This is a genomic window from Kitasatospora sp. NPDC056531, assembly GCF_042794375.1.
Lineage (GTDB): Bacteria > Actinomycetota > Actinomycetes > Streptomycetales > Streptomycetaceae > Kitasatospora.
In genome coordinates this window covers 1-14,012 of record NZ_JBHTTU010000053.1, presented here as the reverse complement: position 1 = coordinate 14,012, position 14,012 = coordinate 1, and the positions used below count along the sequence as shown (strand labels likewise).

General features: G+C 71.8%; 13 protein-coding genes. 2 read left to right on the top strand and 11 right to left on the bottom strand.

Features of this window, described 5'->3' with window-relative positions; genetic code table 11:
- Window positions 1–9: 9 nt before the first annotated feature.
- The 10 genes from ACFQ87_RS31635 to ACFQ87_RS31590 form a co-directional block, all read right to left on the bottom strand.
- Window positions 10–903 (bottom strand): ABC transporter permease, encoded by an 894-nt coding sequence (locus ACFQ87_RS31635; RefSeq protein ID WP_380614293.1) that lies wholly within the window; start codon window positions 901–903, stop codon window positions 10–12.
- Window positions 890–1,693, bottom strand: coding sequence for an ABC transporter ATP-binding protein (locus ACFQ87_RS31630; protein ID WP_380614292.1), 804 nt, complete (start codon window positions 1,691–1,693; stop codon window positions 890–892). Before ACFQ87_RS31630 ends, ACFQ87_RS31635 begins: the two co-directional genes overlap by 14 nt.
- Window positions 1,694–1,921: 228 nt before the next feature.
- Window positions 1,922–3,085 (bottom strand): aliphatic sulfonate ABC transporter substrate-binding protein, encoded by a 1,164-nt coding sequence (locus ACFQ87_RS31625; protein WP_380614291.1) that lies wholly within the window; start codon window positions 3,083–3,085, stop codon window positions 1,922–1,924.
- Between the two features lie 247 nt (window positions 3,086–3,332).
- Window positions 3,333–4,682, bottom strand: coding sequence for a sulfate adenylyltransferase subunit 1 (locus ACFQ87_RS31620; protein WP_380614290.1), 1,350 nt, complete (start codon window positions 4,680–4,682; stop codon window positions 3,333–3,335).
- Window positions 4,683–4,684: 2 nt separating this feature from the next.
- Entirely contained in the window at window positions 4,685–5,641 is a 957-nt protein-coding gene (gene cysD, locus ACFQ87_RS31615) for a sulfate adenylyltransferase subunit CysD (protein WP_380614289.1), read from the bottom strand.
- Window positions 5,638–6,219 carry an adenylyl-sulfate kinase gene (cysC, locus tag ACFQ87_RS31610; protein WP_380614321.1) on the bottom strand — a complete coding sequence of 194 codons (582 nt, stop codon included), beginning with the start codon at window positions 6,217–6,219 and terminating at the stop codon, window positions 5,638–5,640. The genes cysD and cysC overlap by 4 nt, the downstream gene beginning before the upstream one ends.
- A gap of 47 nt (window positions 6,220–6,266) precedes the next feature.
- Window positions 6,267–6,968 carry a phosphoadenylyl-sulfate reductase gene (locus tag ACFQ87_RS31605; RefSeq protein ID WP_380614288.1) on the bottom strand — a complete coding sequence of 234 codons (702 nt, stop codon included), beginning with the start codon at window positions 6,966–6,968 and terminating at the stop codon, window positions 6,267–6,269.
- The gene (locus tag ACFQ87_RS31600; protein WP_380614287.1) at window positions 6,949–7,128 is read right to left on the bottom strand and encodes a hypothetical protein; all 180 of its coding nucleotides are present in this window, start codon (window positions 7,126–7,128) and stop codon (window positions 6,949–6,951) included. The genes ACFQ87_RS31605 and ACFQ87_RS31600 overlap by 20 nt, the downstream gene beginning before the upstream one ends.
- Window positions 7,125–8,849: a nitrite/sulfite reductase gene (locus ACFQ87_RS31595; RefSeq protein ID WP_380614286.1), complete on the bottom strand. Its 1,725-nt coding sequence runs from the start codon at window positions 8,847–8,849 to the stop codon at window positions 7,125–7,127. Before ACFQ87_RS31595 ends, ACFQ87_RS31600 begins: the two co-directional genes overlap by 4 nt.
- Window positions 8,850–9,044: 195 nt before the next feature.
- Complete coding sequence (locus tag ACFQ87_RS31590; protein ID WP_317621159.1) at window positions 9,045–9,128, bottom strand: putative leader peptide; 84 nt, start codon at window positions 9,126–9,128, stop codon at window positions 9,045–9,047.
- Window positions 9,129–9,305: 177 nt separating this feature from the next.
- On the opposite strand from ACFQ87_RS31590, the gene ACFQ87_RS31585 reads away from it, so the two are divergent.
- Window positions 9,306–10,607 (top strand): YihY/virulence factor BrkB family protein, encoded by a 1,302-nt coding sequence (locus tag ACFQ87_RS31585; RefSeq protein WP_380614285.1) that lies wholly within the window; start codon window positions 9,306–9,308, stop codon window positions 10,605–10,607.
- Window positions 10,608–10,759: 152 nt separating this feature from the next.
- Here the strand turns inward: ACFQ87_RS31585 and ACFQ87_RS31580 are convergent, their stop codons facing one another.
- Entirely contained in the window at window positions 10,760–12,499 is a 1,740-nt protein-coding gene (locus ACFQ87_RS31580; RefSeq protein WP_380614284.1) for an FtsW/RodA/SpoVE family cell cycle protein, read from the bottom strand.
- A gap of 276 nt (window positions 12,500–12,775) precedes the next feature.
- On the opposite strand from ACFQ87_RS31580, the gene ACFQ87_RS31575 reads away from it, so the two are divergent.
- A complete protein-coding gene (locus ACFQ87_RS31575) occupies window positions 12,776–13,762 on the top strand; it encodes a cytochrome c oxidase assembly protein (protein ID WP_380614283.1) in 987 nt (328 codons plus the stop codon).
- The last annotated feature ends 250 nt before the right edge of the window (window positions 13,763–14,012 follow it).

Sequence of the window (14,012 nt, the reverse complement as noted above, 5' to 3'; positions counted from 1 at the left end):
AGCGGGGCCTCACTTGGCGGCGGCCAGCAGGCCGCGGTTGCGCAGCACCCGGCGCTCGATCGGGGTGAACACCAGCAGCTCGATGGCGATGCCGACGAACAGGATGAGGATGATGCCGAGCAGGACGCCGGACATGTCGGAGAACTCGCGCTGGTCCTCCAGGAACCGGCCGAGGCCCCGGCCGAGGTCGGGGGAGGAGGCGACCAGCTCGGCGGCCATCAGCGAGCGCCAGGAGAACGCCCAGCCCTGCTTGAGGCCGGCCAGGTAGCCGGGCAGCGCGGCGGGGATCAGCACGTGCCGGGCGCCGGTCAGGCCGGTGGCGCCGATGGTGCGTCCGGCGCGCAGGAACAGCGGCGGCACCTGGTCGATGCCGGCGACCAGGCCGTTGGCGATGGAGGGGACGGCGCCGAGCAGGATCACCGCGTACATCATCGAGTCGTTGATGCCGAGCCAGATGACGGCGGCGGGCACCCAGGCGACCGAGGGCAGCGACTGCAGACCCTGCAGGACCGGGCCGATCGCGGTGCGCACCGGCTTGACCCGGGCGACGACCAGGCCGATCGGGGTGCCGATGACGACGGCGAGCAGGAAGCCGGACAGGCCGCGCCAGACGCTGGTCCAGATGATCGAGAACAGCGTGCCCTGGTACCAGAGTTCCTGCAGGGAGTGCCAGACGTCCGCGGGGCTGGGCAGCTTGTACGAGGAGGTGAGGTGCAGGCTGTACGCGCCCTGCCAGAGCGCGAGCACCACCAGCACGCCGATCAGCGGCGGAAGCGCCTTGGTGCGTAGCACCTCGCCGAGTGAACTGCGCTGCGCGGAGACGGAGTCGAGGGCGTCGAGGCCGGCGCCGACGTCGGCGGTGTCGCTGTCGGGGCGGGGGAGGGTGGTGTCAGTGCTGGACATGGCGACGGATCTCCCCACGCAGTTCTTCGGTGATCTCGATGGACAGGTCGGCCACGCCCGCGGACTCGATGCGCCGCGGCTGCGGCAGGTCGATCCGCCACTCGCGGGCGACCCGGCCCGGACGGGAGGAGAGCAGCACGACGCGCTCGGCCAGGCGCACCGCCTCGCGCACGTTGTGGGTGACGAACAGGACGGACAGCCGGCGTTCGGCCCAGATCCGGGTGATCTCGTCGTGCAGCACGTCCCGGGTGATGGCGTCGAGGGCCGCGAACGGCTCGTCCATCAGCAGCACCTTGCTGCCCTGGGCGAGGGCGCGGGCCATCGCCACGCGCTGGCGCATGCCGCCGGACAGCTCGTGCACCCGCTTGCCGTAGGAGCCGTTCAGGCGGACGAGTTCGAGCAGGCGCTCGGCCTCGGCGCGGCGTTCGGGGCGGGGGACGCCGGCCAGTTTGAGGGCGAGTTCGATGTTCTTGCCGGCGGTGAGCCAGGGGAACAGCGCGTGCTCCTGGAACATCAGGGCGGGACGGCCGCCGGGCACCTCGATGGTGCCGCGGCTGGGCTTGTCCAGGCCGGCGACCAGGTTGAGCAGGGTGGACTTGCCGCAGCCGGAGGCGCCGAGCAGGGTGACGAACTCGCCGGGCGCGACGTCGAGGGTGATGTCGTCCAGGACGTGGGTCTGGGCGCCCGGGCGGCCGAAGGACTTGTGCACGTGCGAGATCCGGACGGCGGGCGTGCCGTCGGGGGCGTCGACGACGGGGGTGTTGGCCTCGGTGGTCAGTGCCGGGCTCATGCGCCCTCCTCGCTTCGCTCGGCGGGGGCATTCGCCCACGCGCGCCTTTTGATGATTCGCTCGCTGCGCTCGCTCATGCGGGCACCTTCTGCGTGAGTGGTCTGGCTGGGGCTGCGGGGCTGGGGCCGGGGTCCGGCCCCGCCCGTCCCGGTGGGCATCGATCGGGGATCGACCGGACGGGCGGGGACCGGACCGCGGGTTCGGGGGCGGACTGCCGTACGGCTGGCGCTACTTGGCGCCGAGTCCGGCGTCCGCCACGGGGGCCTGGCCCTGGGCCGCGAGGACCTTGTTCAGCAGGGTGAGGTCGTAGATGCCGTTCAGGTCGGGCTTCTTGAGGAGCCCGGCGGTCACGGCGTGGTCGGCCTCGGCCTGCAGGGTGTTCGCCAGGGGGTCGTCCAGGAAGTCGATGTCGGCCCAGGCCGGGTCGAGGACGGCCGGCTCCAGCGCGGTGCCGGCCTCCTTCTTGATGGCCTCGTTGGCGTCGGCCTTGGCCTTGTAGGGGCTGGCCTGGATGAAGGCGTTGGTCTTCACCGAGCCGCGCAGCACGGCCTCCACCACGTCCGGGTGCTCCTTGAGGAACTTCTGCGAGACGATGATGTTGGTGATCACGAACTTCTTGTCCGGCCAGAGGTCCTTCTCGTCGAGCAGGACCTTCGCGCCGAGCGTGACCAGCTTGGAGGCGGTGGGCTCGGGCACCCAGGCGCCGTCGATGGAGCCCTGCTTGTAGGCGTCGGGGGTGACCTTGTTGTCGGTGCGCACCACCGGGACGTCGCCGGCGCCGGACGCCGCGTCCTCCTTGTAGCCCTTGCTCGCCAGGTAGTTGAGCAGGGCCACGTCCTGGGTGTTGCCCAGCTGCGGGGTGGCGATCTTCTTGCCCTTGAGGTCGTCCAGCGAGGAGATCTTCGCCGGGTTGACCACGAGCTTGACCCCGCCGGAGGCCGAACCGCCGATGATCTTCAGTGACTTGCCGTCGGACTTGGTGTAGCCGTTGATCGCGGGGGAGGGGCCGATCCACCCGATGTCGATGGAGCCGGCGTTGAGCGCCTCGATCTCGGACGGGCCCGCGTTGAAGACCTGGGTCTTGATCTGGGTGGCGCCCAACTCCTTCTGGAAGATGCCTTCCTGGAGGCCGACCAGGGCGGTGCCGTGGGTCAGGTTGGCGAAGTAGCCGATCTTCACGGTGTCCGCGGAGAGCTTCGCGCCTGAGCCGCCCGAGGCGGAGTCGCCGACGGTGGCGGCGGTGTTGGCCTTGTCGTCCGCCTTGGAGCCGTAGCCGCAGGCCGACAGCAGGGCCACGGCGGTCAGGCCGGCGACCGCGGCCGCGGCGGTGCGTCTGATCCGACCGGCGTTGGGGCGGGTGAAGGTATGGGAGGGTGCCTGGCTCGGTGCCATGGTGGTGAGTCCTGTTCGCGGACGGACCGTCAGGAGGCGGTCCCGGGCGGGAAGTCGGAAGGGTGGTGCGCGCGGCACCGAGGTGCCGGGGCAAGCCGGGCGGCTGTGGGGGAAGACAGCCCGGTGACAGGGCGTTCTCAGCCCTGTCGGCCCACACATCGGGTCAAGCCGCCCTGGCCGCTGCCGAGGGCGCCGCTGCCGATGCGGCCGCCTTCCTTGTCCATGCCCGAGAACGCCTCGCTGGGCATCAGACCCAGTCCTCCTCTTCGGATGCGTCGGGTGCGTCGTTGGTGCGTACGGTCTCGAAGGCCTCGCCCGCCATCCCGGCGGTGAGGGTGGTGCCGTCGGCCGGGTCGATCAGCAGGAACGAGCCGGTGCGGCGGTTGTCGGCGTAGGTGTCGAGGGCCAGCGGCTCGGCGGTGCGCAGCCGCACGTGGCCGATGTCGTTGACGTTCAGCCCCTCGGCACCGGAGCGCTGTTGGAGGCCCCCTTCGCTGATCGGCGCAGTGATGTCGATCCGGTAGGAGATCTCCTTGACCAGCGCGCGCACCGTGCGGGTGGTGTGCTTGAGCAGCACCTTGTCCCCGGCGCGCAGCGGCCGCTCGTTGAGGTGGCTGACGGTGGCCTCGATGTCCTGGGTGGGGGCGGGGGCCGCCCCGGCGGCGATCAGGTCGCCGCGGGAGATGTCGAGGTCGTCGGAGAGCCGGACGGTGACCGACTGCGGCGCCCAGGCGATGTCGCTCTGGCGGCCGAGCGCGTCGATCCCGGCGACCGTGCTGGTCTGGCCGGAGGGCAGAACCGTGACGCTGTCGCCGACGCGCAGCACGCCGGAGGCCAGCTGGCCCGCGTAGCCGCGGTAGTCGGGGTGCTCCTCGGTCTGCGGCCGGATCACGTACTGGACCGGGAAGCGGGCGCTCTCCTGGCTGGGGTCGCTGCCGACCGGGACGGTCTCCAGGTGCTCCAGCAGGGTCGGGCCGCCGTACCAGTCCATGTGGGCGGACGGCTCGACGACGTTGTCCCCGGCCAGGGCGGAGATCGGGACGGCGAGGACGTCCTTGACGCCGAGCGAGGCGGCGTAGGCGGTGAACTCCTCGGCGATGGCGGCGAAGACGGGCTCCGCGAAGTCGACCAGGTCCATCTTGTTGACGGCCAGGACGACGTGCGGCACCCGCAGCAGCGCGGCGACGGCGGCGTGCCGGCGGGTCTGCTCGACCACGCCGTTGCGGGCGTCGACCAGCACGACGGCGAGCTCGGCGGTGGAGGCGCCGGTCACCATGTTGCGGGTGTACTGCACGTGTCCGGGGGTGTCGGCGAGGATGAACCGCCGCCGGGGGGTGGCGAAGTAGCGGTAGGCGACGTCGATGGTGATGCCCTGCTCGCGCTCGGCCCGCAGGCCGTCGGTGAGCAGCGCCAGGTCGGGCGCTTCCTGGCCGCGGCCCAGGGAGACGCGTTCGACGGCCTCCAGCTGGTCGGCGAGCACCGACTTGGAGTCGTGCAGCAGCCGGCCGACGAGGGTGGACTTGCCGTCGTCGACGGAGCCCGCGGTGGCGAAGCGCAGCAGCGACGTGGCGGTGGCTTCCCGGGTGGTGCTGGTCATGGTTAGAAGTACCCCTCGCGCTTGCGGTCTTCCATCGCGGCCTCGGACAGCTTGTCGTCGGCGCGGGTGGCGCCGCGCTCGGTGAGGCGGCTGGCGGCGATCTCGGCGATCACGGCCTCGATGGTGGTGGCGTCGGAGTCGACGGCGCCGGTGCAGGACATGTCGCCGACGGTGCGGTAGCGGATCAGCCGCCGCTCGACGGGCTCGCCGTCCTTGGGGCCGCCCCACTCGCCGGCGGTCAGCCACATGCCGCCCCGGGCGAAGACGTCCCGCTCGTGCGCGTAGTAGATCTCCGGCAGCTCGATGCCCTCGCGCTCGATGTACTGCCAGACGTCCAGCTCGGTCCAGTTGGACAGCGGGAAGACCCGCACGTGCTCGCCGACCGCGTGCCGGCCGTTGTACAGCGACCACAGCTCGGGGCGCTGGCGGCGCGGGTCCCAGGCGCCGAACTCGTCGCGCAGCGAGAAGACGCGCTCCTTGGCGCGGGCCTTCTCCTCGTCCCGGCGGCCGCCGCCGAACACCGCGTCGAAACGGTTCTTCTCGATCGCGTCGAGCAGCGGCACGGTCTGCAGCGGGTTGCGGGTGCCGTCCGGGCGCTCGCGCAGCACGCCGCGGTCGATGAAGTCCTGGACGTGGGCGACGTGCAGGCGCAGGTTGTGCTGCGCGACGACGCGGTCGCGGTAGGCGATGACCTCGGGGAAGTTGTGCCCCGTGTCGACGTGCAGCAGGGAGAACGGCACCGGCGCCGGGTGGAAGGCCTTGAGCGCCAGGTGCAGCATGACGATGGAGTCCTTGCCGCCGGAGAACAGGATCACCGGGCGCTCGAACTCCCCCGCGACCTCGCGGAAGATGTGCACCGACTCGGCCTCCAGCGCGTCCAGGTGGGACAGCGCGAAGGGGCCCCTTGAATTTTCATTCTGGGCTTCGGTGCGGACCGGGCTGTCGGTCGCGGTGGTCATGCGAGACCCCTCTCGGTCAGGAAGGCGTGCAGCTCGGCGGCGGACTCGGTGACCGCGCGGCCCTGCGTCTGGATGCGCAGCTCCGGGTTCTCCGGGGCCTCGTACGGGTCGTCCACGCCGGTCAGACCGGAGATCTCGCCGGCGGCCTGCTTGGCGTACAGGCCCTTGACGTCGCGTTCGACGCACAGCTCGACCGGGGTGGCGACGTGGATCTCCAGGAACTCGGTGCCGGCCGCGGCGTGCCGCTCGCGCACGGCGGCGCGGGAGTCGGCGAACGGGGCGATCACCGGCGCTAGCACCTTGACCCCGTTGGCGGCGAGCTTCTCGGCGACGAAGCCGATCCGGGTGACGTTGGTGTGCCGGTCCTCGCGGGAGAAGCCGAGGCCCTTGGAGAGGAACTCGCGGATCTCGTCGCCGTCCAGGACCTCGACCCGGTGGCCGTCGGCGCGCAGCCGCTCGGCCAGCGCGAAGGCCAGCGTGGTCTTGCCGGCGCTCGGCAGCCCGGTCAGCCACACGGTGGCGCCGCGCTCGCAGGGGGCGGCCGCGCGGGCCGCCTCTGCGGCTCCATCGGCGGCCAGGGCGTGAGCTGTCACGGTTTGTTCCTTACACGAGAAGTGGCGGATGGTCAGAGGTGGATGCCGCACTCGGTCTTGCCGGAGCCGGACCAGCGGCCGGCCCGGGCGTCCTCGCCCTCGGCGGGCTTGCGGGTGCAGGACAGCGGGGAGCAGCCGATCGAGGTGTAGCCCTCCCACAGCAGCGGGTTGAGCAGCACGCCGTTGGCGGCGACGTAGGCGTCCACGTCCTCCTGCGTCCACCGGGCGATCGGGGCGATCTTGACCTTGCGGCGCTTGGGGTCCCAGGCCACCACCGGGGTGTTGGCGCGGGTCGGCGACTCGTCGCGGCGCAGCCCGGTGGCCCAGGCGTCGTAGCCGCCGAGGCCGCGGTTCAGCGGCTCGACCTTGCGCAGCGAGCAGCACAGGTCCGGGTCGCGGTCGTGCAGGTTCGGCCCGTACTCGGCGTCCTGCTCGGCGACGGTCTTCAGCGGCGTGAGCGTGATGACGTTGACCGGCATGGTCGCGGCCACCGCGTCTCGGGTGCCGATGGTCTCCGCGAAGTGGTAGCCGGTGTCCAGGAACACCACGTCCACGCCGGGGAACACCGAGGAGGCGAGGTGGGCGACCACCGCGTCCTCCATCGAGGAGGTGACGCAGAACCGCTTGCCGAAGGTGTCGGCGGCCCAGCGCAGGATCTCCTGCGGCGTGGCCTCCTCCAGTTCGCGGCCGGCCCGGACGGCGATCTCCTCGTAGTCAGTCGTCGTGCTGCTCATGGGACGCACCCCCGTTGGTCGGTGACAGCAGGCCGAGGAACTTCAACTGGAAGGCGCGGCGGCAGCCGTGGCACTCCCAGGCGCCGTGCCCGGCCTCGGAGGGGCGCAGGTCCTCGTCCCCGCAGTAGGGGCAGAAGAACGGAGCTGCTCTTTCACTCATGACAGCTGCTCCTCGGTGGCCCGGGCCGCCCACTGGGCGAAGCGCTCGCCCTCGGCGCGGTCGGCCTGGTAGCGGGTCAGCAGGCGCTCGACGTAGTCGGGCAGGCCGGCGCTGGTGACCTTGAGGCCGCGGACCTTGCGGCCGAAGCCGGCCTCCAGCCCGAGCGCGCCGCCCAGGTGCACCTGGTAGCCCTCGACCTGGTTGCCGTCCTCGTCGGTGACCAGCTGGCCCTTGAGGCCGATGTCGGCGACCTGGATGCGGGCGCAGGCGTTCGGGCAGCCGTTGATGTTGATGGTCAGCGGCTCGGCGAACTCCGGCAGGCGCTGCTCCAGTTCGTCGATCAGGGTGCGGCCGCGCTCCTTGGTCTCGACGATGGCGAGCTTGCAGTACTCGATGCCGGTGCAGGCCATGGTGCCGCGGCGGAACGGCGAGGGGGTGACCCGCAGGTCCAGCGCCTCCAGGCCGGCCACGACCGATTCGACGTGCTCCTCGGCGATGTCGAGGATCAGCATCTTCTGCTCGGCGGTGGTGCGCACCCGGTCGCTGCCGTGGGCGGCGGCGAGGTCGGCGATCTGGCCGAGCAGCTTGCCGTCGACCCGGCCGACGCGCGGGGCGAAGCCGATGTAGAACCGGCCGTCCTTCTGCCGGTGGACGCCGACGTGGTCGCGCCAGCGGGCGGCGGGCTCGACGGGCGCGGGGCCGTCGACCAGCTTGTGCTTCAGGTACTCGTCCTCCAGTACCTGACGGAACTTCTCCGCGCCCCAGTCGGCGACCAGGAACTTCAGCCGGGCGCGGTTGCGCAGGCGCCGGTAGCCGTAGTCGCGGAAGATGCCGATCACGCCGCCGAAGACGTCCGGCACCTGCTCCAGCGGGACCCAGGCGCCCAGGCGCACGCCCAGGCGCGGGTTGGTGGACAGGCCGCCGCCGACCCACAGGTCGAAGCCGGGCCCGTGCTCGGGGTGGACCACGCCGACGAAGGCGACGTCGTTGATCTCGTGCGCGACGTCCAGCAGCGGGGAGCCGGAGATCGCGCTCTTGAACTTGCGCGGCAGGTTGGAGAATTCCTTGTTGCCGATGAAGCGGCGGTTGATCTCCTCGATGGCCGGGGTGCCGTCGATGATCTCGTCCTGGGCGACGCCGGCCACCGGGGAGCCGAGGATGACGCGCGGGGTGTCGCCGCAGGCCTCGGTGGTGGACAGGCCGACGGCCTCCAGCTTCCGCCAGATCGCCGGGACGTCCTCGATCCGGATCCAGTGGTACTGGATGTTCTGGCGGTCGGTCAGGTCGGCGGTGCCCCGGGCGTACTGCTCGGAGACCTCGGCGACGGCCCGCAGCTGGGGGACGGTCAGTCGGCCGCCGTCGATGCGCACCCGGAGCATGAAGTACTCGGCGTCCAGCTCGTGCGGGTCCAGGATCGCGGTCTTGCCGCCGTCGATGCCCTCCTTGCGCTGGGTGTAGAGGCCCCACCAGCGCATCCGGCCGCGCAGGTCGGCGGGGTCGATCGAGTCGAAGCCCCGGTGCGCGTAGATCGTCTCAATACGTGTCCGCACATTGAGACCGTCGTCGTCCTTCTTGAACTGCTCGTTGGCGTTCAGAGGGGTGAAGTGGCCCATGCCCCACTGGCCCTCGCCGCGGTGGCGGGTCACCTTGCGAGCCGCGGCGGGTCGGCGCGCGGCGGTGCGGTCGGCCGTGGGCTCTGCGGTCTCGGGGGAGGTGGCCATGGTGAAGTCCTTCGGGGCAGGTGGTGCTGGAGCCGGGTGGGTCGCTGGGCGTGCTCGACGCTGCGGTGCTGCTGTGACCTGCGGGTTTCTCAGGACCGGGAGAGCAGTGACCGGGCCGGGCGGGCGCCTGCGCATCCGCTGCTGCGGGGATGGCGTGAGGATCGGCGCCGGGTGCGGTGGTGCGGCGGGGTGGGCTCAGATCACCGGACAGATGGCGCTGGACACGCGAAGGAGATCGACGTGGAGTCGACCTACCAGGGTGGTTCCGGCGCTAGACATGGCAAGAGATTCGCACGGCACGGGACTCGCGGTCCACTAACATCCGAATGCTGGACGCTGGAGTTTCAGAATCCGGGACACCGTACGGTTCCCGCCGCTCCCCGCCGGGTGTCCGGCCACGCGCCCGTACCCCCGGGGAGATCAACCGCACCGTCCCGGCCCGATACCGTTAGCCCTGTGCAAGCAGCAGGCGATACGAGCAGACCGGACCCCGAGCGGCCCTCCCGGCGCCGGGGCAAGGGCTCCCGGCGCGCGGCCAAACAGGCCACCTGGCGCCGCACCGCGTGGGATTTGGTCAGGGACACCACCAACACCTGCGTCGAGTACCGGGTCACCGGCCTCGCCGCGGAGGCGGCCTTCTTCACCCTGCTGTCGATCCCACCGCTGCTGCTCGGCCTGGCCGCCACCCTCGGCTACCTGGACGAGTTCCTCGGCGCGGGCACCATCGACCGGCTCAAGCACGACATCGTCTCGGCCTCCGGGACGGTGCTGTCGGACTCCTCCGTCAACCAGGTCGTCAAGCCGCTGCTCAGCCAGGTCTTCGACCACACCCGGCCCGACCTCATCTCGATCGGCTTCCTGCTGTCGCTGTGGTCCGGATCCCGGGCGCTCTACATCTTCATCGACACCATCACCGTCATGTACGGGCTGGACGGCAAGCGCGGCATCGTCAAGACCCGCACGATGTCGCTCGGTCTCTACCTCGGCGCCCTGGTGATCGGCTCGCTGGTGCTGCCCCTGATGATGGCCGGGCCCGGACTGGTCGAGAACGCCGTGCCCGGCATCGCGGGGCTGGTCGGCGCCGCCTACTGGCCGGTCGCGATCCTGCTGCTGATCGTCTCCCTCACCACCCTGTACCACCTGGCCGTACCGGTCTCCACGCCCTGGCGCGAGGACATCCCCGGCGCCCTGGTCGCCCTGGTGGTGCTGGTCTTCTGCAGCGTCGGCCTGCGCCTCTACCTGGTCAGCTCGGTCGAGGGCCCCTCGGTGTACGGCTCGCTGGCCGCGCCGGTGGCCGTGCTGCTGTGGATCTTCGTGGTGGCCCTCGCGGTGCTCATCGGCGCCGCCATGAACGCCGCCATAGACCGGCGCTGGCCCACCCTGGAGACTGCCGACGCCCGTGCCGAGAACGAGCGCGCCCACGAGGAGGCGGCCGCCGCCGTGGTCCGCGAGGTCGCCGCCCGACGGGCCGTCGAACGGGCCCGGCGGGCCCGCGAGCTGGGCCTGGCCGAGGGCGCCGAGGAGGAGTGGGGCGAGGAGGAGGTCGACGACGTCGACGTGCCCGCCGAGTACCCCGAGCGGTGGGCCGACATACTGGCCGCCGACAACGTGCGCGGCCGCCTCACCTCCCGCGGCGGGCCGCACCACCGGCCCGCCCCGCCGCCGCCGGACAGCGACCGGCCGGCCGGGCCGCCGCCGGAGCGGCAGATGCCGGGGTATCCGCCCAGGCCGCCGCGGCCGCCGTGGGAGCAGCGGTAGCGGGCGGTGTCCGGCGGCGTCCGGCGGTGACAGGTGGTTCGGGCGGCGGCCGGTGGTGACGGGAGTTTCGGGACATACGGGCAGGGCCTCCCCCGCGGGTGCGGGGGAGGCCCTGTGCGTGTTTCCGGCGGGATGTGGCGGTCGGGTGGTGATCAGGTGCCGGCCGGGTCCGGGGGGAACGGGGACTGCGGGGGCCGGCCGTACCCGTGGGTGGGCTGGTCGGCGACCGGCGGGTAGCCGTACGAGGGCTGCGGGCCGCCCGGCTGGGGGCCGCCGGACTGCGGTGCGCCGGACTGCGGGGCTGCGGGGGTCCGGCCGAACGCGGGGCGCAGCTCGGTGGGGGCGCCCGGGTCCGAGAGGCCGCCCGGGGTCGGGCTCGGTGCCGCCGGGTCGGTGTCCGGGGCCGTACCGGCGTCCGCGCCCGTACCGGCGTCCGGGCCCTGCGCCGCCGGGGCGGGCGCGGCGGAGCGGTCCGCGGGGCCGGCCTGCGCCAGGACCGGCTCGGGGCTCGGCGGGGCCGGCTCCATGGCGGTGCGCCCCGAGGAGTCGCTCAGCTTGATCAGCAGCGCGACCATCAGCCAGTTCGCCAGCAGCGAGGAGCCACCGGCGGCCAGGAACGGCAGCGCCTTGCCGGTCAGCGGGACCAGCCCGCTCACGCCGCCGACGACCACGAAGATCTGCAGCGCGAGCGCCGCCGACAGGCCGGTGGCCAGCAGCTTGCCGAACGGGTCGGTCAGGCCGACCGCGGTGCGCAGCCCGCGCTGGATCAGCAGCACGTACACCAGCAGCACCGCCGTCACCCCGGCCAGGCCCAGCTCCTCGCCGATGGTGGTGAAGATGAAGTCACTGCGCCCGGCGAAGCCGATCAGCCACGGCCGGCCCGAGCCCAGGCCGGTCCCGGTCATGTGCCCGGTGCCCAGGCTGAACAGTGCCTCGGCGGGCTGCTCGGAGATCGCCGGGTCGTGCACCGCCTTGTAGTAGTCCATCGGGTGCAACCAGGCCTCGACACGGCCGTGCACGTGCGGTTCCAGGGTGCCGACCACCGTCGCTCCGCCGACCGCCATGATCACGCCGAGCACCACCCAGCTGGTGCGCTCGGTCGCCACGTACAGCATCACGATGAAGAGGCCGAAGAAGATCAGCGAGGTGCCCAGGTCGCGCTCGAAGATCAGCACCAGCAGGCTGACCGCCCAGATCGCCAGCACCGGACCGGCGTGCCGGCCGCGCGGCAGGGTCATCCCCCAGACCTTCCGCCCGGCCAGCGCCAGGGCGTCCCGGTTGGCCATCAGGTAGCCCGCGAAGAAGATCGTGATCGCGACCTTCACGAACTCGTCCGGCTCGAAGGAGGGCAGCCCGGGGAGCTTGATCCACCGCTTGGCACCGAAGCTGTCGGTCGGCGAGAACACCGGCGCGGTCAGCAGGATCAGCGCGCCCGCCATCAGCAGGTAGACGTACCGCTGGAAGAAGCGGTGGTGCTTGACGAAGACGATCAGCGCGAGCGCCGCCGCCACCGAGATGAACACCCACATGAACTGGGAGGGCGCCGTCGGGAGCTTCTGGTAGTCGCCCTTGACCGCGTGCGCGGCCTTGTAGCTGAAGTCCAGCCGGTTCAGCAGCATCAGCCCGAAGCCGGTCAGGAACACCCCGATCGGCAGGATCAGCGGGTCGGCGTACGGCGCGAACCGGCGCACCGCCAGGTGCGCCACCGCGACCAGCGCCCCGAGGGGCAGGACTTGCAGCAGCAGCCCCTTCGGCATCGAGCCGGTCAGTGCCAGCGAGGCATCGATGTGTCCCGCCAGACAGGCGGCCACCGCGAGGACCAGCAGGCCCAGCTCGATGTTGCGGTGGCGCGCGGCCAGCCGGCGGCCCTCGCCGCGTGCAGTGCTTCGCACCTCTTGTCGTCCCCTTGTCGTCACCCACGTGGCCGGTATCGCCGACGGTGCATCCTGCCAGACGAACGCGGTCCGGCGCCGGTTGCGGTCGCCGGGCCGGCAAGGGGAGAACTTTGCCTCGGCAAAGCTTTGGCGGGGCTTGGTAAAGCTTTGTTCAGGCCCAGGTATAGAGGTGGGCCCCGCCCGGGGCGGACCCCGTGGGGGAGGACATCATGGCCGGGCGCCGCGGCCCCCGCCCGGTGCCTTCCGGCGGTTGCGGACGAGGTGAGTGGACGGATGGACGGCGCGGCGCTTGCGTACAGCGGACCGCCCGCGTGGCAGTGGTCCGACCTGGTCACCTCCTGGACCTTCGAACCGCTGGTGCTCGCGCTCTCGGTGCTGCTCGGGGGCTGGTACCTGGTCGCGGTGCGCACCGTCCACCGGGGCGACGGGCGCTGGCAGCCCACCCGCACCGCCGCCTTCCTCGGAGGGCTGCTGCTGTGGATCTGGTGCACCTGCTCCGGCCTCGGCGTGTACGAGCGGATCCTCTTCACCGACCGCGCCGTGCAGGTCGTGCTCCTGCTCATGGTCGTCCCGCTGCTGCTGGCGCTCGGCGCGCCGATCTCGCTGCTGGTCGAGTCCTCGTCGGAGCACCGCCGCGAGCGGATCCTGCGGGCGCTGCGCAGCCGGCCGTCCAAGGTGCTGATGTTCCCGGCGGTCTCGACCGCGCTGCTGATGGCGCCGCCGTGGCTGCTCTACTTCACGCCCTGGTACGAGTGGTCGCTCTCCAGCGGGGTCGGGAACGTGGTGCTGCACCTGACGCTGGTGCTGCTCGGGCTGGCGTACTTCTGGCCGCGGCTGCAGATCGACCCGGTCGGGCACGAGTACCCGCACCTGGTCGGGCTGTTCATCACCTTCGCCGAGGTGATCTTCGACGCGGGCCTGGGGATCGTGCTGATCTACGGCGGCCACCTCGTCGCCGAGCACTACTACGTGGCGCTCGGGCGGCCCTGGGGGCCGAGCCTGGCGCAGGACCAGACCTGGGGCGGCAACGCCTTCTGGGTCCTGGGGGACCTCGTCGGGCTGCCGTTCCTGGCCGCGCTGGTGCGGCGGATGGTGGTGCAGGGGCGCGAGGAGATCAAGGCCGTGGACGCCGAGCTGGACGCCCGCTTCGAGGCGGCGGCCGCGGAGGCCCGGGCGGCGGGGCTGCCGGAGGAGGAGGAGACCGGCATGCGGCCCTGGTGGCTGGACGACCCGAACCTCAAGCACCGGTACGGCGGGTAGGGGAGTCCTGTGGGGTGGGGGCCAACTTTGCTCCCTGCCGGACCCTTGTTGCCGCCCAGTCGTCTCACCTGCTCTCGGCCCGCTGCCGGGCTGTTGTCAGGCCGTTGTCGGGCCGTTGGCGAGCCCCTTCCGACCGCCGCGGGCGCATTTCCGCAGGTCGTGTGCCACGAACGCTGAAGGAGGCGTGATGTAGGAGCTTCTGGACGCGGTGCTGTGCGAGAGATGGAGGTAGGTCCTCCGGGGTCGCCCT

What these genes read in the sequence shown, in the direction of transcription:
- ACFQ87_RS31635 (WP_380614293.1), bottom strand. Translation starts at nt 903, where the DNA reads ATGTCCAGCACTGACACCACCCTCCCCCGCCCCGACAGCGACACCGCC.
- ACFQ87_RS31630 (WP_380614292.1), bottom strand. Translation starts at nt 1,693, where the DNA reads ATGAGCCCGGCACTGACCACCGAGGCCAACACCCCCGTCGTCGACGCC.
- ACFQ87_RS31625 (WP_380614291.1), bottom strand. Translation starts at nt 3,085, where the DNA reads ATGGCACCGAGCCAGGCACCCTCCCATACCTTCACCCGCCCCAACGCC.
- ACFQ87_RS31620 (WP_380614290.1), bottom strand. Translation starts at nt 4,682, where the DNA reads ATGACCAGCACCACCCGGGAAGCCACCGCCACGTCGCTGCTGCGCTTC.
- cysD (WP_380614289.1), bottom strand. Translation starts at nt 5,641, where the DNA reads ATGACCACCGCGACCGACAGCCCGGTCCGCACCGAAGCCCAGAATGAA.
- ACFQ87_RS31605 (WP_380614288.1), bottom strand. Translation starts at nt 6,968, where the DNA reads ATGAGCAGCACGACGACTGACTACGAGGAGATCGCCGTCCGGGCCGGC.
- ACFQ87_RS31600 (WP_380614287.1), bottom strand. Translation starts at nt 7,128, where the DNA reads ATGAGTGAAAGAGCAGCTCCGTTCTTCTGCCCCTACTGCGGGGACGAG.
- ACFQ87_RS31595 (WP_380614286.1), bottom strand. Translation starts at nt 8,849, where the DNA reads ATGGCCACCTCCCCCGAGACCGCAGAGCCCACGGCCGACCGCACCGCC.
- ACFQ87_RS31590 (WP_317621159.1), bottom strand. Translation starts at nt 9,128, where the DNA reads ATGTCTAGCGCCGGAACCACCCTGGTAGGTCGACTCCACGTCGATCTC.
- ACFQ87_RS31575 (WP_380614283.1), top strand. Translation starts at nt 12,776, where the DNA reads ATGGACGGCGCGGCGCTTGCGTACAGCGGACCGCCCGCGTGGCAGTGG.